The organism is Parabacteroides provencensis (genome assembly GCF_900232875.1).
Taxonomy (GTDB): Bacteria; Bacteroidota; Bacteroidia; order Bacteroidales; family Tannerellaceae; genus Parabacteroides; species Parabacteroides chinchillae.
Window position 1 is genome coordinate 323,392 of record NZ_LT960489.1, and the last position, 21,647, is coordinate 345,038.

At 39.9% G+C, this 21,647-nt stretch carries 24 protein-coding genes and 3 tRNA genes; 13 read left to right on the plus strand and 14 right to left on the minus strand.

The window, feature by feature from the left end; translation table 11 throughout:
- Positions 1-26 precede the first annotated feature (26 nt).
- Positions 27-569: an HD domain-containing protein gene (locus tag CTY47_RS08300; RefSeq protein WP_099464311.1), complete on the minus strand. Its 543-nt coding sequence runs from the start codon at positions 567-569 to the stop codon at positions 27-29.
- Between the two features lie 274 nt (positions 570-843).
- Here CTY47_RS08300 and CTY47_RS08305 point away from each other — a divergent pair, with 274 nt between their 5' ends.
- Positions 844-2,055 carry an exo-beta-N-acetylmuramidase NamZ family protein gene (locus tag CTY47_RS08305; RefSeq protein ID WP_099464854.1) on the plus strand — a complete coding sequence of 404 codons (1,212 nt, stop codon included), beginning with the start codon at positions 844-846 and terminating at the stop codon, positions 2,053-2,055.
- Between the two features lie 89 nt (positions 2,056-2,144).
- Here the strand turns inward: CTY47_RS08305 and CTY47_RS08310 are convergent, their stop codons facing one another.
- From CTY47_RS08310 to CTY47_RS08320, 3 genes are all read right to left on the minus strand, one after another.
- Complete coding sequence (locus CTY47_RS08310; protein ID WP_099464312.1) at positions 2,145-2,606, minus strand: META domain-containing protein; 462 nt, start codon at positions 2,604-2,606, stop codon at positions 2,145-2,147.
- Between the two features lie 5 nt (positions 2,607-2,611).
- On the minus strand, positions 2,612-3,037 hold the full coding sequence (locus CTY47_RS08315; protein ID WP_099464313.1) for an META domain-containing protein: 426 nt from the start codon (positions 3,035-3,037) through the stop codon (positions 2,612-2,614).
- A 79-nt stretch (positions 3,038-3,116) separates the two neighbouring features.
- Positions 3,117-3,575 carry an MATE family efflux transporter gene (locus tag CTY47_RS08320; RefSeq protein ID WP_233202127.1) on the minus strand — a complete coding sequence of 153 codons (459 nt, stop codon included), beginning with the start codon at positions 3,573-3,575 and terminating at the stop codon, positions 3,117-3,119.
- A 63-nt stretch (positions 3,576-3,638) separates the two neighbouring features.
- On the opposite strand from CTY47_RS08320, the gene CTY47_RS08325 reads away from it, so the two are divergent.
- Both CTY47_RS08325 and CTY47_RS08330 read left to right on the plus strand, forming a co-directional pair.
- Positions 3,639-4,892, plus strand: a complete 1,254-nt coding sequence (locus CTY47_RS08325; protein ID WP_099464314.1) for a M23 family metallopeptidase — start codon at positions 3,639-3,641, stop codon at positions 4,890-4,892.
- On the plus strand, positions 4,889-5,257 hold the full coding sequence (locus CTY47_RS08330) for a YccF domain-containing protein (RefSeq protein ID WP_099464315.1): 369 nt from the start codon (positions 4,889-4,891) through the stop codon (positions 5,255-5,257). Before CTY47_RS08325 ends, CTY47_RS08330 begins: the two co-directional genes overlap by 4 nt.
- On the opposite strand, the gene CTY47_RS08335 is transcribed toward CTY47_RS08330, so the two are convergent.
- The 9 genes from CTY47_RS08335 to ribD form a co-directional block, all read right to left on the minus strand.
- The gene (locus tag CTY47_RS08335) at positions 5,258-5,926 is read right to left on the minus strand and encodes a M15 family metallopeptidase (RefSeq protein WP_099464316.1); all 669 of its coding nucleotides are present in this window, start codon (positions 5,924-5,926) and stop codon (positions 5,258-5,260) included.
- Positions 5,923-6,777, minus strand: coding sequence for a glutamate racemase (murI, locus tag CTY47_RS08340; protein ID WP_099464317.1), 855 nt, complete (start codon positions 6,775-6,777; stop codon positions 5,923-5,925). Before murI ends, CTY47_RS08335 begins: the two co-directional genes overlap by 4 nt.
- A 63-nt stretch (positions 6,778-6,840) precedes the next feature.
- Positions 6,841-7,335 carry an OmpH family outer membrane protein gene (locus tag CTY47_RS08345; RefSeq protein ID WP_099464318.1) on the minus strand — a complete coding sequence of 165 codons (495 nt, stop codon included), beginning with the start codon at positions 7,333-7,335 and terminating at the stop codon, positions 6,841-6,843.
- A 71-nt stretch (positions 7,336-7,406) separates the two neighbouring features.
- Positions 7,407-7,922 (minus strand): OmpH family outer membrane protein, encoded by a 516-nt coding sequence (locus CTY47_RS08350; protein ID WP_099464319.1) that lies wholly within the window; start codon positions 7,920-7,922, stop codon positions 7,407-7,409.
- Between the two features lie 78 nt (positions 7,923-8,000).
- Positions 8,001-10,670, minus strand: coding sequence for an outer membrane protein assembly factor BamA (gene bamA, locus CTY47_RS08355; protein ID WP_099464320.1), 2,670 nt, complete (start codon positions 10,668-10,670; stop codon positions 8,001-8,003).
- 15 nt (positions 10,671-10,685) lie between these two features.
- Entirely contained in the window at positions 10,686-11,429 is a 744-nt protein-coding gene (locus CTY47_RS08360; protein ID WP_099464321.1) for an isoprenyl transferase, read from the minus strand.
- Positions 11,430-11,444: 15 nt separating this feature from the next.
- A complete protein-coding gene (gene porG / locus CTY47_RS08365; RefSeq protein WP_099464322.1) occupies positions 11,445-12,149 on the minus strand; it encodes a type IX secretion system protein PorG in 705 nt (234 codons plus the stop codon).
- Between the two features lie 80 nt (positions 12,150-12,229).
- The gene (locus tag CTY47_RS08370) at positions 12,230-13,594 is read right to left on the minus strand and encodes a DUF6242 domain-containing protein (RefSeq protein WP_233202128.1); all 1,365 of its coding nucleotides are present in this window, start codon (positions 13,592-13,594) and stop codon (positions 12,230-12,232) included.
- Positions 13,595-13,695: 101 nt separating this feature from the next.
- Positions 13,696-14,802 carry a bifunctional diaminohydroxyphosphoribosylaminopyrimidine deaminase/5-amino-6-(5-phosphoribosylamino)uracil reductase RibD gene (ribD, locus tag CTY47_RS08375; RefSeq protein WP_099464324.1) on the minus strand — a complete coding sequence of 369 codons (1,107 nt, stop codon included), beginning with the start codon at positions 14,800-14,802 and terminating at the stop codon, positions 13,696-13,698.
- Positions 14,803-14,854: 52 nt separating this feature from the next.
- On the opposite strand from ribD, the gene prmC reads away from it, so the two are divergent.
- The 10 genes from prmC to CTY47_RS08425 all read left to right on the plus strand — a co-directional run bounded on the left by prmC (position 14,855) and on the right by CTY47_RS08425 (position 20,212).
- Positions 14,855-15,748 carry a peptide chain release factor N(5)-glutamine methyltransferase gene (prmC, locus tag CTY47_RS08380; protein ID WP_099464325.1) on the plus strand — a complete coding sequence of 298 codons (894 nt, stop codon included), beginning with the start codon at positions 14,855-14,857 and terminating at the stop codon, positions 15,746-15,748.
- Entirely contained in the window at positions 15,745-16,236 is a 492-nt protein-coding gene (locus CTY47_RS08385) for a regulatory protein RecX (RefSeq protein ID WP_099464326.1), read from the plus strand. The genes prmC and CTY47_RS08385 overlap by 4 nt, the downstream gene beginning before the upstream one ends.
- A 76-nt stretch (positions 16,237-16,312) precedes the next feature.
- Positions 16,313-16,909: a ComF family protein gene (locus CTY47_RS08390; RefSeq protein WP_233202129.1), complete on the plus strand. Its 597-nt coding sequence runs from the start codon at positions 16,313-16,315 to the stop codon at positions 16,907-16,909.
- Between the two features lie 92 nt (positions 16,910-17,001).
- The gene (gene pyrE, locus CTY47_RS08395) at positions 17,002-17,640 is read left to right on the plus strand and encodes an orotate phosphoribosyltransferase (RefSeq protein WP_099464328.1); all 639 of its coding nucleotides are present in this window, start codon (positions 17,002-17,004) and stop codon (positions 17,638-17,640) included.
- A 15-nt stretch (positions 17,641-17,655) separates the two neighbouring features.
- Complete coding sequence (locus CTY47_RS08400) at positions 17,656-18,066, plus strand: SRPBCC family protein (RefSeq protein WP_099464329.1); 411 nt, start codon at positions 17,656-17,658, stop codon at positions 18,064-18,066.
- Between the two features lie 12 nt (positions 18,067-18,078).
- Complete coding sequence (argH, locus tag CTY47_RS08405; protein WP_099464330.1) at positions 18,079-19,419, plus strand: argininosuccinate lyase; 1,341 nt, start codon at positions 18,079-18,081, stop codon at positions 19,417-19,419.
- A gap of 4 nt (positions 19,420-19,423) precedes the next feature.
- Positions 19,424-19,858: a Rieske (2Fe-2S) protein gene (locus CTY47_RS08410; protein ID WP_233202130.1), complete on the plus strand. Its 435-nt coding sequence runs from the start codon at positions 19,424-19,426 to the stop codon at positions 19,856-19,858.
- An 89-nt stretch (positions 19,859-19,947) separates the two neighbouring features.
- A tRNA-Gly gene (locus tag CTY47_RS08415) sits at positions 19,948-20,020 on the plus strand.
- A gap of 21 nt (positions 20,021-20,041) precedes the next feature.
- Positions 20,042-20,126 (plus strand) — tRNA-Leu (locus tag CTY47_RS08420).
- 13 nt (positions 20,127-20,139) lie between these two features.
- Positions 20,140-20,212: transfer RNA gene (locus tag CTY47_RS08425), tRNA-Gly, on the plus strand.
- Positions 20,213-20,237: 25 nt separating this feature from the next.
- Here the strand turns inward: CTY47_RS08425 and CTY47_RS08430 are convergent.
- The gene (locus CTY47_RS08430; protein WP_099464332.1) at positions 20,238-21,644 is read right to left on the minus strand and encodes a mandelate racemase/muconate lactonizing enzyme family protein; all 1,407 of its coding nucleotides are present in this window, start codon (positions 21,642-21,644) and stop codon (positions 20,238-20,240) included.
- Positions 21,645-21,647: the final 3 nt, after the last annotated feature.

Sequence of the window (21,647 nt, forward strand, 5' to 3'; positions counted from 1 at the left end):
TAATAAATAAATGAGCCTTACTGTTTTTATTCCCCTAAAAAGAGTTTACACCACGAATCAAAGCGTCCCACTGTTTCGGCGCCGTATTTGGAAAGACCTTGTTTTACTTTATCTATTGACTTCTCTTTCTCCAACTTCGTTTTACTATAAAATTTATCCGCAAAACAAATTAACTGCTCTTCCATAGATACCGGTTGCATGTCTCTCTGCGGAAGGGGAAGATTACGTTCCTCTATCATTTTTAACGAAATCCCTGTTCCCGTATGCCTCTCGCAAACCAAGGCATGCCTGGGAAAACCTTCTTCGCGCATTAAATCGGAGCCCAAATAGCCATGGCATATATATTCGGCCTCGCCATAACAGGCTATATCCGGAGCATTACATTTAAAAATACCAATATCGTGCAACATAGAAGCCTCATCGATAAAAGTCAAATCCAAATTCATCTCCGGATGCATTCGGGCAATAGATAAAGCCTTATCAGCCACACTTCTGCTATGCGTAACCAATATCCGGAAAGCTTCCGATTCTACGGGATAATATTTTTTTATTATATCTAATGGATTCATGCCATACAAATTTCTTAATTGCAAAGATACTATTTTTATCAAACAATAAGACGAAGTAGTTGTTTTGTCTTTATAGTCTGAACATTTCAACAGGAACTCATAACCGTTCGGCGGACAGTCGTTCGCTGCACAAAGAACGGTTGTCCGGCGAACGGCGAACGGCTACATCTTTGTATTGAAACGGATAAACATTAAGCAAGAAAAGGATAAAACCACACGAGGAAAAACAGAAAAGATTCGCTATTTTTGCATCATATATAAAGAGGAAAAATTTATGAAAGCTGTTATTTGGCTTGCCTTTTGGGTATTCAACCTGTGTTTGTCCCCCGAAATTCAAGCTGCCACTTTATCACAAGCCCCATTAAAATTAGGTGCCGAACGCATGGATGTCGTCACCCGGTTATTAAAAGACAAACGGGTTGGGCTTGTCGTCAACCAAACTTCTATTCTGGAGAGTGAACAGAAACATCTTTTGGACGCTTTGCTGGAAAACGGTATTGACGTAAAAAAAGTATTTGCCCCCGAACATGGTTTCAGAGGAACTGCCGATGCCGGTGCCGAAATCAGCGACAGTAAAGATATTAAAACCGGAGTCCCGATCATTTCCATTTACGGAAAAAACAAGAAGCCCACAGCCGAACAGTTAAGCGACCTGGACGTTATTGTATTCGATATTCAAGATGTCGGAGCCCGTTTCTATACTTACATTAGCACAATGCATTATGTAATGGAAGCCTGTGCCGAAAATAACAAAGAATTCGTAGTATTGGATCGCCCCAATCCTAACGACTTTGTAGACGGGCCAATGCGTGAAAAGGGCTTCGAGTCTTTCGTTGGCGTAGATCCTATCCCATTATTGCACGGTTTAACAGTGGGAGAACTGGCCTGGATGATCAATGGTGAAGGTTGGTTGGACAGCACGCCAGATACTTGCCATCTTAAAATAGTAAAAATGGAGAACTGGAAACATGGAGATCCTTATTGGTTACCGGTAAAACCATCTCCTAACCTGCCTAACGACCAGGCTATTCGTTTATATCCGTCTTTATGCTTTTTCGAAGCAACTAATATCAGCATAGGACGCGGCACCTATTATCCTTTTCAGGTAATAGGTTATCCGGATAAAAAATACGGAGACTTCAGCTTTACGCCCGTTCCCCTGGAAGGCTTTGATAAGAATCCGTTACAGAAAAACAAAGAATGTTATGGAGTAGACCTTCGTGAATATCCATACCAGGGAGGATTATCATTAAGTTTCTTCCTCGACTTTTATAATAAAGCAGGAAAAGACCAGGCGTTTTTCTTTGCCCAGCCGCACTGGTTCGACCTATTGGCCGGAACAAAGAAACTTCGTTTCCAGATAGTACGTGGATTATCCGAGCAGGAAATACGCGATAGTTGGCAGCCGGAGCTTGAGAAATACAAACAAATACGTAAAAAATATCTGCTATATCCGGATTATCCAACCGGGAAAAGAAAGAAATAGCTCGGCTGGAAAACAAAAAAAGGACGGAGATTTTACTACATAATTTGTAAAATCTCCGTCCTTTATTATTAGGTCAGATAGTTTTTCAATTATCCATTGACATCTTTGCTTTTCTTTTTCATCACCAACAATTTACCATTGTCGGTTCCGTACAAGGCAATTTCTTTAATTGGCTTCTCTTCACCTACAGCCTCAAAACGCACCACCTTGTTGAGCGCTTGCAACAATTCGTTTTCACCACTCATATCAGGGCACATCATACGTGTTGTTGCCACTTGAGGGAACTTAATGATATTTTTATACATATCACTATACTCTATCTGCCCCATAATACGGTTGCAGCCGGCGTTTCCGGACAAATGATTACGTGCCACATCAATCACCAGCATCTGGTTGGTTACTTCCGGATTCAGCTTTGTACCGTTTAATTCAACAACCTCCCATTCCCCGTCCAAGTCCGAGTATGATGCAACAGTTGCTTTTTTAGCTTTACATCCGGCCAATAAAGCTATACCTGCTACGAGCAAACCTAAATAGAATAAACGTTTCATTCAAATTAATTTTTAGCTAAAACCAACAATACATCCCCATTGGCATCAACCAGCAACATTTCTTCATCGTTCTGTCCGGCCTTAACCGCTTTAACATCATTCATAGCCTGGAATACAGCGTCTTCGGTTTCCATATTCGGACAAGCCATCATTGTAGCTGCCGCCGGTTTAATAGTTATGGATGAAACATCGTTAGGATCTAACTCAATGGTCGTATTAAAAATATTGCAACCGCCATTGCCATGCAACTTGTTTTCCGCCATATTAAAATCCATCTGAGGCAAGCCTTCTTCCAGAATCTTTTTACCTTTTACTTCTACTACTTTCCATTTACCCTCCAGTTTCTTCGCATCAGTTTTAGCTTCCGAACAAGAAACAGCCATTCCTACAAACATAGGAATCAGCAATGCATACATAATAATTCTCTTCATAACTTATATCATTTATAAAATATACTTCGTAAAGATATGACGGTATTAAAAGGTAAAATGTTCCGAGCCAGCCCTTGATTTAACCAACCTTAACATCGTGGCGAATCAAGTTTCGTCGCTTCCATTTTTGCGTACGCCATCTTAAAGCCAGAACTATACCCCGTGAACTTTCGTCCATTGCAAAAGCCACCCACATGCCGGCCAAACCTAATCCGAACACAATACCAAACATATAACCGCAGAAAACTGCAAAGAACCACATGCAAACCAATTCTATCAACACTGGCACTATGACATCTCCTACCGAACGCAGGTTGAAAAGGAACATCAAGACCGTAGCACGCCCTTGCTCCAGGAAAATATCAACCAGCAATACTCCCATTGCTACATTTATAATCGTTTCGTTCTCTGTAAATATACCCAGCAGCGGGCGGCCAAGCAAATAAACACTTGAACTTGCAACAAAAGTTATAAGCAAAGAACGTTTCCACGCATACCAGCTCAGCGTATAAGCAGCACGCTTCTTTCCGGGGCGCAAAGGTACAAAACAAGTTCTGTCTTTAGATTATTTTCCTTAAATTTGCCATACTAAAAAGAATGTATGAAGAAACAAAGTATTATTTATATCTTACTGGTTTTATTGGCAAGCAGTCTTTCCTGTACACATGTCAAACAAACGGAAGAAGAAGTAGACAGTGAATGGATAGACAGTTTGCAACATATCTACCAATACGGAATATGTATTGACTCATTGAATGTAAACGAATACATGATAAAAAGCGGAGATAATCCGGCTATAATCTTTTCAGGCCTGGGCTTTTCGGCTCTGCAGGCAGATAGTATAAGCAAGTCTTCCCAGCATGTATTAGACCCAACCAAACTACGTGCCGGAATGCATTATTGCACCTTTACCACAAATGATAGTGTTGCTGCCATACGCTATATTGCCTTTGCCAAGTCGTTAACCGACTATGCTATTATAGACTTTACCAATGATACTATATGCGCTTACGAATTTTCAAAACCCATCATCCTGAAACGTAAATATGCAGAAGGCGTTTTAAACTCTTCACTCTGGAATGTGATAAAGGCTTCAGGTGCAGATCCGCTTCTTGCACTGGAGCTGTCTAATAATGTGTACGCATGGCAGATAGACTTCTTTGATGTAAAGGAAGGGGATTCATTTAAAGTATTATATGACGTTGCTTATATCGATGATACAACGGCGCTCAAAATAGCATCCGTTGAAGGGGCAATCTTTACTCACCAGGGAAAAGATTTTGTTGCTATTCCATTTACCCAGGATAGCATCTCTGAATATTTTGATGAAGCGGGAAACAGCCTCAGGAAAGCATTTTTGAAAGCGCCATTGGATTTCTTCCGTATCACTTCCCGGTTTACCAATGCCCGCTTTCATCCTATCTTAAAAAGATACAGGGCACATCACGGCGTAGACTACGCCGCTCCTGTCGGGACTCCGGTTAAAAGTATCGGAGACGGTACCGTTATAGCAAAAGGTTATCAGAGAGGAGGAGGGAACTTCTTAAAGATTAAGCACAATTCCGTTTATACCACAACTTATATGCATCTTAGCAAGTTTGCTCCGGGAATTAAGGTTGGAAGTCATGTAAGGCAAGGACAAGAAGTTGCTTATGTAGGTTCTACCGGGCTTTCAACAGGACCCCATCTCGATTTTCGCGTACACAAGAACGGACAGCCAATCAATCCTCTTCAAATGGATGCTCCCCCGTCTAAACCCGTAAAACCGGAATTAACAGACAGTTTTAAGATTATAAAGCAACAAGTATTGGCAGAAATAGATAGTTTTGCATCTATAAAACAAAAAGGCTTATGAAATTCCTCGGAAACATTATCTGGTTACTTTGCGGAGGTATTATTACCAGTATTGAATACTTAATATCCAGTCTGCTGTTAATGGTTACTATCATAGGTATACCATTCGGATTACAAACATTGAAGTTGTCCATGTTGGCTTTGTGGCCATTTGGTAGCCAGGTTACAGACAATGGCAATTCCGGAGGTTGTCTCTCATTGATCATGAATGTAATATGGATATTCATAGGCGGCATCTGGATTTGTCTGACGCATCTCGGTTTCGGCATTTTGTTATGTATTACTATTATCGGAATCCCTTTCGGCCGGCAGCACTTCAAACTGGCAGCACTTGCATTAGCGCCTTTTGGAAAAGACATTCATTGATCAATCTATCACCGGATACAGCCTACGAGCATCTGTACGTGAACAGGCATTAAAGTGCCACCATTCATAGGGTATAATGCGGAAACCGGCTTTCGTCATAACCCGACGAAGCAAACGGCGATTATTATATTCTTGTTGGTTTATTTTACCTTGCTCCAATAGTGCTTCTTCATTGGAAGTATGCGCTTCTTCGCCAAAATAGTCGAACGGGCTTCCCATAGGTAGAGGTATGCCTGTTTCATCCAGTATTGTAACATCTACAGCCATACCATAATTATGCAGACCACCGCCATTAGCAGGGTTACTCACATAATTCGTTTTATCTGTTCCTCTAACCAAGCTCCACATTTTACGCTGGACGGACATAGGACGAGCAGCATCATACACTACAATTGTCCACGCAGGATGTTCCAATTTCAATAACCTTTGGGCTTTTACCAACATACCGGCAGCTTCGAAGCGTAACCAAGCTTGAGATAATCCTTTATATACAGCCTGATTCATAAAGTTATCCTGTTGGGCATACTTCAATTCTACACGGATAGTACTATCTAATGTCCTGATATTAATCAATCCTTTCGAAGACAATAAGCTATCCAAGTCTCCTTGTTGTACGGCAAAACAACAAATAAACCGAACCAGAAATACTATAATCCAGCTATATTTCATCGATCAATAGAAACCTGTTCCACTTGGATTGTATCACTCAAAAATAAGGACGCAGCTTCAGAAAACTTTTCAGCCGACTCTGTCGTTAAGAAACGGCTTCTACCCTCTTTCGTCAGTCTCGCATCCATTTCAGAATGGCGTCTTAAATAATCCTGTAAGCTCTTTGCTACATATTCGCCCTGAGAAAAAAGCGTTATCCCTTTAGGCAAATTGGCTTCGATTTTATTTATTAGCAAAGGATAATGTGTGCAGCCCAAAACCAAAGTATCTATTTCAGGATCGGCAGAAAGTACGTGTTCCAAATGTTTCTTTACAAAATAATCGGCGCCGGGAGAATCAAATTCATTGTTTTCCACCAAAGGAACCCACATCGGGCAAGCTTCTCCGGTAACCTTTATATGCGGAAACATTTTTCCTATTTCCATCGTATAGGAACCGGACGATATTGTCCCGTTAGTTCCTAAAATCCCTATATGCTTTGTCTTGCTAATAGTATCCATTAGTTCAACAGTAGGACGAATAACCCCTAAAACACGCCTTTCTTCATCCCAGCCAGGCAAATCACGTTGTTGAATAGTTCGCAAGGCCTTAGCAGAAGCCGTATTACAAGCCAGTATCACTAGCTGGCAACCTTCTTCAAACAACTTCATTACAGCTTGTCGCGTAAACTGATAAACTACCTCAAAAGAACGAGTGCCGTAAGGTGTTCTCGCATTATCGCCCAAATAAATATAATCATAATCCGGCATGACAGACCGTATCTTATCAAAGATTGTCAAGCCACCATAACCGGAATCAAATACACCGATCGGACCCGGTTTTTGCGAATAGTATTTATTCTTTGCTTCCATTTATAATAAACAAAGGATGCCTTTCTATAGAAGGGCATCCTTTCCTTTTATTCAGATAATATATTAAATACCTAATTTAGACTTCACGAAAGAAGTAGCATCAATTGCATTCGTTCCTGTATAAAGCAATACCTGAGGGTCTACAATATAAGTATAACCTTTTTCTTCACCTACAGCTTTGATTGCTTTCTGGATCTTATCCTGGATAGGCTGAAGCAATTCACCCTGTTTCTTCTGCATATCCTGTTGAGCTACCTGCATGAAATTATCTATGCGTCCGCGGATATCTTCAATTTCCTGCATTCTGCGCAATTTGATATTCTCGGTCAATGAATCTTGCTGAGCAACAAAATCTGAATACTTCTTTGTGTATTCATCCTGCATCGTCTTCAATTCACCTTTATATTTTTCATTCAAGTCTGCCATTTTCTTTTCCATATCGCCAGCATCAGGTAATGCCAAAAATATATCCTGAGTATTCACATAAGCAATTTTCACTTCCTGTGCAATAGCTCCCAGAGGGAGAATCATAAACAATAAGACAATAAGTTTCTTCATTTTTCTTTATATTACTTTGTTATTAATCAATTCAATTACTTGCTGTGCTTAAAGCGCACAAATGTAAGCATTTATTTTGAATATCCTAATTTTATAAGCACTTCATTACTAATATCAATTTTTGGAGATGCAAAAATAATACTCATAGCTGAAGCTCTATCCATTACCAACTGATACCCCTTATCTTCTGAAATTTCTTTTACTGCATTATAAACCTCATCCTGAATAGGTTTCATCAGACTTTCACGTTTTTTATACAGTTCCCCTTCAGGTCCAAAATATTTACGTTTCAAATCCTGAGCTTCCTGCTCTTTCTTCACGATTTCTTCTTCACGCTTTGTTTTCATTTCGGCCGAAAGAAATACCAAATCGCTCTGATAAGTTTTATACATATTCTGGGCTTCCTGTTGGATTGCCTCTACCTCATTCTGCCATTTCTTTGAAACCTGGCTTAATTGCTCGTTAGTCATTTCGTATGCCGGTATATTCTTCAGAATATATTCCATATCGATCAAAGCAAACTTCTGAGCCATTCCCGCAAAAGAGCAAAGGAATATAAAGCAACTTAAAGCAATTATCTTTTTCATACTTTTACCTTTTATGTTTCACCTTATGACTGCAAATATAGCAGAGGGTTTATAATATAGAATCTAAATTACGTTAATTTAGAATTCTTGTCCAATAATAAAGTGGATATTGCTACCGCCACGCTTGCTTGAATAGTCGGGAGTATCAAATCCGTATGCCCAGTCAATACCCATCAATCCGATCATCGGAAGGAAGATGCGGACACCCACACCAGCCGAACGTTTCAGATCAAACGGATTAAATTCCTTCAAAGTTCTCCAGGCATTACCTGCTTCAGCAAATACCAAACCATAGATTGTTGATGAAGGTTCCAACAAGAACGGATAGCGCAATTCCATTGACAAGCGTGAATAAGCATAACCATAAGAATTATAACCGCCATTACCGGCAATACTTCCGTTTTCATATCCTCTCAATCCGATTGTTTCAGTTGCATAAGTACTTGAATAACCGCTCATACCGTCACCGCCCATATAGAATGTTTCAAACGGAGACCTCTTATTCTTATCATAAGAACCCAAGAATCCATATTCAACACGTGTCATCAATACCGGTGTGCGTTTTACTGTCAACGGAGCTAACGGAGAGAATATCTTAGCTTTGAATTTCCATTTATGGTATTCAATAAAACGGAACTTGGTTGGGTCTTGATCGCTTAATGATCCGTAATCCTTATTATCGAACAAAGAGAACGGAGGAGTTGCACTCACTGATAAAGAGAACTGAGAACCGCGACGAGTATACAACGGGTTATCTATAGAGTTACGTTGCAACATCAATTCCAAGTTGATGTTATGACATGTACCATTGTTTACAAGGAAGTAATCCCAATCATGCATTTTGTACATCTGATAATTCAGTGTTGCCATGAACTGGAAGAAATCATCCGGCCAATTTAAACGCTTACCATAACCGGCAGAAAGACCAAACATCATGATATATTTTTCCGGGTTCAATGCAGCTTCATAGTTATAATTATTACCATAACCATAATTTCCATATCCATAGCCACCATAACCACCATATCCGCCATAATAATTATATGGATTATAACTATTATAGTAATTATTATTATAATAGCTGCTGCTAATATCGGTTTGCCTTGAGAAATAAGCGCTTAACGATAACGTATTCGGACGTTTACCGCCAAACCAGGGATCCATAAACGAAATACTATATGCCTGATAATAGCGTCCGTTGGTCTGTCCGCTCAAAGTCAGAGTCTGTCCTTCACCTTGCGGTATGATACCTTTATAAGTAGAAGGATTAAATAAGTTCTTTACAGAGAAATTGGTAAACTTCAAACTTAATTTACCGATCACACCTGTTTGTCCCCAACCGGCAGAGAATTCGATCTGGTCATTAGCTTTAGATACCAGATTATACTGGATGTCCACAGTTCCGTTTTCGGCATCCGGTATTGGTTGCGGAACCAGGTTTTCCGGGTCAAAGTGTCCCATCTGTGCAATTTCACGAACAGAACGCATCAAATCTTCACGACTGAATAACATACCCGGTTTAGTACGAAGTTCACGACGAACGATATCTTCATACAAACGGTCGTTACCATTAATTATAATCTTATTAATAGAGGCCTGAGGACCTTCCTGAATACGGATTTCCAAAGAGATAGAATCATTATCTACATCTACTTCCACAGGATCGGCGTTAAAGAATAAATAACCGTTATTGAAATACAGGTTCGACACAGCGTCTTCATCACTTTGCAAACGTTCTCCTAATTTCTTCTGGTTATATACGTCGCCGGGCTTCATTCCTAACAAGAAGTTCAACTGCTCCGTAGGATATTTTGTATTACCTACAAAAGAAATATCCCGCAAGTAATACTTATCACCTTCGTCAACCTTTATATAAACATCAACACGTTTATCATTATAATTCACAACACTGTCTTCCAGAATTACAGCATCACGATAACCGTGTTCATTATATTTATCAATAATATTTTTCTTATCCTTATCGTATTCTTCCGTTGTAAACTTCTTTGTGCTGAACATCTCAAGGACACTGGATTTCCAGTCATTCTGAAGGTTGAATTTTTCATTCGTCTTCTTCATAGCCTTTTTCAAATCGCGATCCGTCAACGCTTTATTCCCATCAAAGTGAATTTTATGAATTTTGGTCTTTTCATGCTTATTAATGAATATATCCACTATAACTTCACCTTCATGGGAAATATCATCTTTCTGAAGAATTTCCACATCCACGTTCTTATATCCTTTACCATCAAAAAACTTCTGGATTAATATCTTGGCACGGTCCATCACGTTCGGCGTTACCTGAAAGCCTTTCTTTAAGCCTAGTTTAGCTTCAAGATCCTGTTTTTCCCCTTTCTTAATGCCGTGATAATTAACTTCCGAAATACGAGGACGTTGCTTTAATTGTATTTCCAGCCACACCTGGTCTCCTTCAACCTTAGTAGCCAATATCTTTACATCAGAAAACAATCCATGCTTCCAAAAACGTTTTATGGCTGTCGTTATTTCATCTCCGGGGATAGTAACTTCATCTCCTACGGATAATCCGGAGAAACCGATCAACACAAAATCATCATAATTCTTAATACCCGTTACCTTAATATCTGCAATTTTATACTTCTTTGGCAACGAATAAGAAAAAACCGGTAACTCTGCCGGTTTTTCAACCTGGGTAGTGTCAGTTTCCTGAGCAAATGCTCCGCATGCAAAGCCCAGAAAAATAAAAAACAGCACTATTCTTTTGTACATATAACAGCTAATTGTTTATAAGATTAATTGCTCACTTGTCTTACCAAAACGGCGCTCACGCTGTTGATAATACAATATAGCTCCATACAATTCTTCTTCTCTGAAATCAGGCCAGAACACATCTGTAAAATATAATTCTGCATACGACAACTGCCATAGCAAGAAATTACTGATGCGTTTTTCTCCACCGGTACGAATCAATAAATCCGGATCGGGGATGCCTTTTGTCGTTAGATGGTCTGAGACAACAGCCTCAGTTATATCGTTGGGGGTTATTTTCTTATCTGCCACTTCTCCAACAAGCGTTTTAACAGCCTGTACAATTTCCCAACGGGAAGAATAACTTAAGGCCAACACCAATGTGGTTCCTGTATTAACTGAAGTTTTATCAATACATTCCTGTAAAGTTACACGTGCATCTTCCGGCAGACGGGATAAATCGCCAATAGCCATCAGACGTACATTATTTTTCATCAAATCAGGAGTTTCCCTGTGAATAGCCGATACTAACAAACTCATCAAGGCTTGTACCTCCTGTTCCGGACGATTCCAATTCTCTGTAGAAAAGGTATACACCGTCAGATATTTCAAGCCGATAGCAGTTGCCGCCTCCACAATTTTACGAACAGAAACGACACCTTCCTGATGACCGAAACTACGGTCTTTACCCTGAGCTTTTGCCCAGCGTCCGTTTCCATCCATTATAATAGCCACATGCTGTGGCAAGCGTTTTCTGTCTATTTCTTCAAACAACGACATTTTTTATTTCGTATCTTAATAACCACTTATACTGTTCTTGTTATTACATGGTCTGTTACGAGGTCCGAAATCCCATGTAACAGAAAGCAACAATAAAGAATACCAATCTTTATTCTTCAAAAAGCTGCTTTTTATTCCATACGGATTATCCAAAACTGCATTTCCCTCCAGATTGTCGCCAAACAATTTCCGGAAAGAAAATTCGCATCCCAGATTAATCCGGTTCTTTAATTTATACTTTACGCCAACGCCCAAAGGCACATTTACACTAGCCATAGTACTTCCATTACCTGGGGCAACCGTCATTCCAAGCCCTAACAATACGTAAGGCGAAAACCGTTTAGCATTTGCATAAGCAAACTTATCGCTATACGGAAAAAAGTTGAACTCCATTTGTCCACCCAATTCTATCAGGTTCCGATTGAAAGAAACCTGCGCATTATCAGGAAAAACATTATCCAACCCTGCGGTACTCCCCGAAATACGTCCCCATAACAAATCGGCTTTTACAGCCCATCTGAAATTAGCATTATAACGAAACACAGCACCCAATGCAGGATTCAAGCCTTTAAAAAAGGCATTCTTGTTTGCATCCCCCATATAATAGGCTCCGCCTGCCATTCCGCCAATTTCATATTTGTATTCCTGAGCATATAGTACAGGAAATGAACCGGTTAAAAGGATAATTATCAATATACGTTGAAAGAAAGTAGAAGTCATACGCTTTACTGTTATATATACTACATCTCTTTTCTAACGATAAAAGCCTGATAAAATTATACTTTTCTCCAAGGAACTTTCTAGTCCTTAAATCCCAGCCGGTTTATGCGACCACGCCAGATTTCATCCAACACGTTCGAATTGTTGCTTGTTTTTCCGCCGAAAATAAGCATATATTTTTCTTTATCTACCAATACTGAAGAAAAGCCTCTGGCCTTATATGATTCGGGCAACACAACCATCGAATCTATTTCAGACCATGTCACGCCGTTATCTATTGAATTATATATTGTTTTAGAGGGCTTACCTGCAGCGTCAATTCCTCCTATCAGGAAGAATTTATCATCATAGCGCGATAACATAGCGCCTTCGCTTGGCACTAAAACATCTGTTCCTTCATCCGAAAGAATAGCCCATGAAGTAGCATTCATTGTTGCCCAAACAGTATTACTCAGTTGACCGTTGCCTGTTCTACCACATGCAACTGTTAAACGCTCTTTATACATAATACTATGCGTTGCCGAACCAAAACCTGTAACAGGGAAATTGACCGGAACAATGTTTCCTTCCGTCCAATTTTGAGATTTATCCATTGCAGCAAACTTCAATGTTCCATCCTTATCAATAATAGTAGCTAATGCTGACGGCTGGCTTATGCCGCCTTCTTTTACACCACCCAACAAATACTTCACAACCGGCGTATTATCCAGCACAGACCAATTTTGCCCATCTACAGACTGATAAACAATGCCTTTTGTTCCCGGGGCATACAGAATGCCCTCATATTCAGTAATCTGAGAAAGACGTATTTCATTATCAGGCAATCCGGACAAAGAAAGTTCGTCCCATTTTTTCGCATCCGAAGCTGCCGAACGATATAATTTATAGCTTTTATCCGTTGCCGGCTTCACATACATATAATAATAATCGGAACTATTCACATTAAAAGCAACAACTTTTTCTTCGTCAATGCTCAGACCGGTTACCTTATCTGCATACAAAGACCAAACCATTGAATCGGGAACGACCTGATGAATGTTGACCTGAGCCAAATATGTTTTAGAAAACTGTCCGTCATAAGAATAGGTAATAAACTTCACCGGTTTGGAAAAGTCAAGAGAATCTGTTCCATTCCAAGGAATAGTATCTCCTACAGCTTCTTGTATAACCTGAACCTGAGCCGTACCGGAAGCAAAGTTAACTGTACAAACCACTTTTTCAATTTCAGTTCCATAAGCCATTGAATCTATATTGAAAATACGTCCGTCCAACTGGTCTATTGTAAAATCGACTTTCGACAGCTCGGGTACCGAATCGTTTTTCAGAGTAAAAGAAGTAATCTGGCAATTTTTGGGTATGGCATACTCCGCATCATCCGACCCCAAACAGGAATTCATCAACAAAACTAAGCATCCTGCTAGAAATAGTACTATTTTATTTTTCATCAAAAACATAAGTTTGTTGCATATAAAGGCACAAAAGTAGAAACATTTTTGGCTTTATACCTAATACATGCTAATATTTATAATATTTTAGTGCCAAGTCTTCATAATATATCCGGCCTTTTATGAATGTACTCCGTAATAAAACGCCCCGATGATTTCGAAAAATGGCCTCGATGATTTTCAGAAAACATCCCGATGATTTCCTGCGAAGCCGAGGCCTGCATCCAAGTCACATCCGGAGCCTTTATTCCACCACCCAGAGAAACCGGAGCCGTCTCTATACGAATCTTATCCCATAAGCCGGCACGAATAAATTGTTCCAAAAGGAAAGGGCCGCCTTCAACCATTAAAGAATCTATTTTACGTTTATATAAATTATTTAATACCTGGGACAATACATCTTGGGAAAAATCAATCCGTACATATTCTACATTAGGAATGCCCTGCATTTCTTTTTCCGTAAATACAAGCGTAAGTACAGAACCATCCAGCAAATGATAATCAGCAGGTATCGATAAATCCCTATCCAACACAACCCGTACCGGAGACTTACCAGTCCAATAGCGAACGGTTAACGAAGGATTATCCAATAAGGCCGTACGCGTTCCTACCATAATAGATGCTACTTCGGAGCGAAGTTTGTGTACACGCATCAATGTTCCGGAAGAAGATAGAATAACAGGAGGTTCAAATACATTTGTCCGCATACGGTCCATATATCCATCCGCACTCTGAGCCCATTTTAATACAATATACGGACGTTTACGAATCTGCGAAGTCATAAACGGAAGATTCAGCTCATAAGCCTCTTTTTCCAAAACACCGGTTACGACTTCTATTCCGGCCCCACGCAACATCTTAACTCCTCGTCCCGAAACTTCAGGAAAAGGGTCAAGACATCCTATTACCACCCGGTGAATATGTTTACGGATAATGAGTTCCGCACATGGAGGCGTTTTCCCATAATGAGAGCAAGGCTCAAGACTCACATACATCGTTGCGTTCTGCAACAATGATTCATCCTTTACCGAAGCAATCGCATTTACTTCGGCATGAGGCAACCCACATTTCCGGTGAAACCCTTCACCTATAATTTTACCGTTATGTACAATAACAGCACCAACCATAGGATTCGGGCTTGTATAGCCTTCCCCGTTCCGGGCAAGTGCAATGCAACGCGCCATATACTTATCTTCAACTTCTATCATAATCTTTGCATATAAATGGTTTTTGCACTATTTTTGTACCAAAATAAAAAGCATGACTGAGACCGTATCCTATATAAACAACTCTCTTAAAGACTACTATCCTGCGAGCGAAATCAAAGGTTTCACCAGATTGATTATGGAGCATGTTTGCGGACTTCAGCCTTACCAGCTCTTGCTTGGCAAAGGTAATGAATTATCCGACAAGGAGAAGGCAGAAATCAAGGAGATTGTTGAACGGCTAAAAAAATCGGAACCTATCCAATATATATTAGGTATTGCCGATTTTTCAGGATATGAATTCAACGTAACCTCTTCGGTATTGATACCCCGACCGGAAACAGCCGAGTTGGTAAACAAAATAAAGGAAGATCAAAAAACAGCACTGCCGCTCCGTATACTTGATATCGGAACCGGAAGCGGATGTATCGCCATCTCATTAGCAAAACTACTAAAACAATCCGAAGTGTATGCAATAGATATTTCAGAAAATGCTTTAGCCATCGCCAAGCAAAATGCAAAGAAATTACAAGCAGAAATCCGGTTTGTTCAAGCCGACATTTTATCGCCGTCTGTTTTTGAATCCTTCCGGGAGAAATTTCAATTTCTTTCGAGAGAGAACCAAAATTCTTCTGATTGGGGCTTTAATATAATTGTAAGCAATCCGCCTTATGTAATGGAAAGAGAAAAAGCAGAAATGGATGCAAATGTACTGGACTACGAACCCCACCTTGCCTTATTCGTATCAAACGACGACCCACTTCTGTTTTATCGAACCATTGCACGCCTGGGTAAACAATGGTTATCCCAAAACGGATTCCTTTATTTTGAAATAAACGCCCGGTGCGGAAACGAGACAAAAGAGATGTTAAAAGCAGAAGGATATAAAAACATCGAACTGATAAAAGATTTTTACGGTAAAGACCGGATTATAAAAGCACAATTATGAAACAAATAACCGAGCCTGAATTACTGCACCGCACAGCGGCTTATTGCTCATCAGCCGAACGATGTATACAAGATGTGAAAAAGAAAATAGACGCAGCAGGATTACCAGCCGAAGCAACACAACGCATCATAGATCGTTTACTCAAAGAGAAATTTATTGATGAAGAACGTTTTTGCCGGAGTTTTGTAAACGACAAGCTGCGCTTCAACAAATGGGGACGCATCAAAATAGCTTATGAATTACAAAAGAGAGGAATCCCCGCTTCCAAACGGACCGAAGCTTTAAATAATATTGACGATGAAGAATATCGCGACATACTTCATTCTTTATTAAAAGATAAAAAGAAAACAACAACAGGAAAAGACGAGCGCGAACTATTTAACAAATTACTTCGTTTTGCTGCCGGAAGAGGTTTTGAAAGCAGAGAAGCTGTTATTTGTTTGCAACAGTTATTTAAAGGGAGCAACTATGCCGACGATTTTGAATGACATATTAAACCTTTTCTTTCCCAATTTATGCAGATTATGCAAAAAGCCCCTTATAGACGGAGAAAATCAAATATGTTTGAATTGCCTATATGACCTGCCTCGCACCAATTTCCATAAAATCAAGACTCTTAACCCTGCAGAACAATTATTTATGGATAATCCAAACATTGTCCATGCCTATTCGTTTTTATATTACGGGAAAGGCGGCAACGTACAAAAACTCATACACTCTCTTAAATATTACGATAATAAAGAACTTGGTTATTTACTGGGAAGGCAAGCCGCACTAGGACTGCAAAAGGCAAACAGTCCGTTATGTAAAACGGAACTACTTCTCCCCGTTCCTCTACATCCAAGAAAACAAAAACAAAGAGGGTATAACCAGTCTGAATGGATTGCACTCGGATTAAGTTCCGTCTGGAATACACCTATCAACATGTCTGTATTACAACGAACCAAAGAATCCGATACTCAAACCCATAAAGCCATATATAATCGATGGATAAACGTAAAAGACATTTTTGCCGTACAAAATACAAATGAATTAAAAGGCAAACACATTCTTTTGATAGACGACGTAATAACCACGGGGTCAACGATTAGCGGATGTATTAAAGCTTTGCACATTGTCCCGGGCTTACAAATTAGCGTGTTTTCTATTGCCATAGCCTGAATATTAACAAAAAATTAATACACAATATTCAAGGTTATGTCATAGGGTTTAACTAAATTTGCAAACTGGTATAAACACATTTATTAGGTTGTATGAAAACACTGGAAAGATTAGTAGCAGAGAGATTATTAAAGATTAAGGCTGTCAAATTGCAGCCCGCAAATCCTTTTACATGGGCATCAGGATGGAAATCTCCGATCTACAATGATAACAGAAAGACACTGTCTTATCCGGAAATCAGAAGTTTCATCAAATTAGAATTAGCCCGTACTATCAGCGAAAAGTACGAAAATGCAGATGCTATTGCCGGTGTGGCTACAGGAGCTATCGCCCAGGGAGCATTAGTTGCAGATTTACTGGGCCTTCCGTTCGTATACATCCGTTCTACACCCAAAGATCATGGTTTGGAAAACCTGATTGAAGGAGAATTGAAACCGGGATCAAAAGTAGTTATCGTAGAAGACCTGGTATCTACAGGCGGCAGCAGTTTGAAAGCAGTACAGGCTGTACGGAATTTTGGCTGCGACGTTGTCGGTATGGTTGCTATCTTTACTTATGGTTTTCCTGTTGCCGTACAAGCATTCAAAGATGCAAAAGTTACATTGACAACATTAAGTAACTACGATGCCGTATTGGAAGAAGCCGTACGTACCGACTATATTGACGAATCGGAAATCGCAATTCTTCAGGATTGGCGTAAAGATCCGGGTAACTGGAATCCTCAAATCTAAAATACGGAGGTACTGATGACCGAATTTGTTAGTGAGATCAAAACAATCCCACATAATGATGATCGCATCTTTGCTATGCTATCCGATCTTTCCAACCTGGAAAAGATCAAGGATCGTATTCCGCAAGATAAGATAAAAAATTTTGAGTTCGACAGCGATTCATGCAGCTTCGCTGTCGATCCTGTTGGCAAGATTACATTTCAGATAGTGGATCGTGAGCCGAACAAAACTATTAAATTTACAACAACCAATTCGCCCGTTCCGTTAAATCTGTGGATTCAGTTAAAACAGGTTGAAGAAAACGACACAAAGTTGAAAATGACAATCCGCGCTGAATTGAATCCATTTATCAAGCCAATGGTTTCAAAACCCCTACAGGATGCTTTAGAGAAAATATCAACAGTGATAGCTTCCTTACCTTATTAATTTCTTTTTATTATGTCTCAGAAACTTTGGGAAAAAAATGTCCGGGTAGACCATGAAGTGGACATTTTTACAGTAGGTAAAGACCGCGAAATGGATCTTTACCTTGCAAAATATGATGTATTGGGTTCGATGGCACACATCACCATGCTGGAGAGTATCGGTCTGCTTACAAAAGAAGAACTGAATATCCTGTTAGCTGAACTCAGGAACATTTATACCGTAGCCGAAAGCGGACAGTTTATCATAGAAGAAGGAATAGAGGATGTTCATTCTCAGGTAGAACTTATGCTGACCCGCTGTTTAGGAGACATTGGTAAAAAAATCCACAGCGGACGTTCACGCAACGACCAGGTATTACTTGACCTAAAGTTATACACAAGAGCACAGATACAAGAATTAGTAACACTTGTTACCAAGCTGTTTGATGTACTGATCGAACAAAGCAACCGGTATAAAAATATTTTATTACCGGGATATACCCATCTTCAAGTAGCGATGCCCTCCTCTTTCGGTTTATGGTTTGGAGCTTATGCAGAAAGCCTGGCAGACGACCTCCAGTTGATGCAGGCAGCTTACAAGGTATGCAACCGCAACCCGTTAGGCTCTGCAGCCGGATATGGTTCATCTTTCCCGCTAAACCGACAGATGACAACAGATATTCTCGGCTTCGATTCTCTCAATTATAACGTTGTATACGCGCAAATGGGCAGAGGCAAAATGGAGAGAACAGTAGCTTTTGCTATGGCAGGTATAGCCGCAACTTTATCCAAACTTGCTTTTGACGCCTGTATGTTCAACAGTCAGAATTTCGGTTTTATTAAACTGCCGGACCAATTTACAACAGGTTCCAGTATTATGCCACATAAAAAAAATCCGGACGTTTTTGAACTGACACGAGCCAAATGCAACAAAATACAAGGTCTTCCGCAACAAATTACGTTGATAAGCAACAATCTTCCCTCCGGATATTTCCGTGATCTTCAAATCATCAAAGAAGTATTTTTACCTTCATTTGACGAACTAAAAGATTGTCTCCGTATGGTGACTCACATGATGCGTGAAGTAAAAGTAAACGAACATATCCTTGATGACGACAAGTACGCTTTATTATTCAGTGTGGAAGAAGTAAACCGTCTTGTATTGGAAGGTGTACCTTTCCGGGATGCGTACAAACAAGTAGGATTAAACATCGAAGCCGGTAAATTTACTCCGAACAAAGAAGTACATCACACACACGAAGGCAGTATCGGTAATCTATGCAATGATTACATTTCGGCACTTATGCAGAAAGTAGTGGATGGCTTCTCTTTCGAACGTATGAATGAAGCGGAAAAGAAATTAATAGAAGGATAACAATATGACAAAGCGAATCCTTATCTGCCTCTTGACATTTATGGTTCTATCTTGTACAAAAATAGAAGAATCCAGTATTCCTTTTGCCAATGTCTTCCTAAAGTTAGACTTAGCTTTCCAGGACAAAGAATTATTGACCCTATTTAATTACAAAGAATATACGAAACCCCGTTATGCAGGCGAAATGACAGGATTTTCCGGGGTACTTGTAGTTCATGGCAATGACAATTATTATGCATACGATCTGTGTTGTCCCTATGAAGCGGAACAAAGCACAAAAATAGTTTCAACAAATGCAGGTATAGCCAAATGTCCTAAATGCGGGACAGAATATGATATTTCTTATGGAGCAGGAAATCCGATGAAAGGTCCATCCAAGTTTGCTTTAAGGAGATATAACGTATACATGAACGGTCAGGAATTGATTGTAAGAAACTAAAAAAATCAGCTTCTCAACTTAACTTTTTCAGGAAAATATTTGCATGTGTAAAACTTTTATCTACCTTTGCACACGCAAACGACAACAATGCGGAAGTAGCTCAGTTGGTAGAGCATAACCTTGCCAAGGTTAGGGTCGCGGGTTCGAGTCCCGTCTTCCGCTCATCTCTTAAGAGAAAGGGATGCTCGAATGGTGGAATCGGTAGACACGAAGGACTTAAAATCCTTTGGCTATTGCAGCTGTGCGGGTTCAAGTCCCGCTTCGAGTACTGTTTATTTGTTGCGGAAGTAGCTCAGTTGGTAGAGCATAACCTTGCCAAGGTTAGGGTCGCGGGTTCGAGTCCCGTCTTCCGCTCAGCTTCCAAAAGGCCTCGTAATTCTTAGGAATTGCGGGGCTTTTTACTTTCTAATAACCGGTCATAATAGGCAGAAGGTTCAAAAAGACCGCCACTCCTTGCATAGTATTCTTCATTCAAATTATATATACCATCTTTGACCGTTGTCCATTCTTCGCCAGACGAAGGACTGTAAGTTTGCATCTGTTTCCAGTTTTTATAATTCTGGTTTCCATTCGTTTCCAGTAGTCCTACTTTTAAGCCAGGGAAAGGCAGCAGACGGGCTGCAATATTTTTATTCCATTCTGCCAAAAACGGAGAAGCTGTCAGATCAGCACAAAAACACGGTATATTGTTCTCATAAGCAATTTGCGCTATCTTCATCGTCATACTCATTGTTTTGGCAACAGCTTTCAATGCTATAGCCTTATATCCCATTTCAATACGGATCAAAGCATCTCTATCGGTATGGGCACTTTCATCCGCAGCTATACGTATATCCACATCGTTCACATCAATGTCATACTCCTCGGGGAAAGGTTCTTCTATTATAGCAATCTGCTCATATGCCCCTATTTTACGGGCATGATCTATGAAACGGAGCAAGGTTTCTTTCTTTTCATACCTTCCGTTGGCATCCAGATAATAAAGAATCTTTCCATTTTCTGTATGAGGTGTTGCAATATGGCCTATTGTCTGATGAATTTCAGTCAGCCGGTCGCAATCCTTTTTCAGCATATCTTCCTGAGTACCGGGTTGGCCTATTTTGATCTTCGGAAAGAAATATCCTTCCGAAACCATATGCTTCATCTCCTCAGGAGAAACATTGTATGATATCAAAGGAATGCAAGCTACCTGCTTATGTTGCAACGACAAAGCTTTTCTATATACTTCAGGCACCATATCATCAAAGCTACTAATGCCATTTTCAGCTGCATACAATAACCAAGCTGCATTATCCACACCAACTAAAGCATTCAACACAAACGTTTTTCTCAAACGATGGTTTCCTGTTATTACCTTACCATATTCGTAAACCTCTTCAAATATCTCATCCAGCAACTCCATAGGCGAATAAAACGTTTTTCCTTTTATTATGCCTAAAGCTTTCTCTGTAAGAGCTAACATTAACGCATTTCCTGCACTTTCCGAATGTTTGGTAAAAACAGACGAATCGCTCCACAAAATACTTTGCGTGCCAACTCCTATTTTCCGGATACCGGATTCACTCTCCAATAAGCAGATAGATTGCCACAGCTCATTAAGATAACCGCCTTTAAATCCGAACGGACGGATCAACGGTTCACGTTCAAAGTTTAATCCGACATCAGCAATTTTGATGCTTCGTCCGGTAATCTTATTTGCACACTTCTGTAATCCCAACATATCTATCACTTTATCAGAAGAAGCAGCCATCATGCTTAAATTCTTCATGAAGCTTCGTCTGTCCATTTT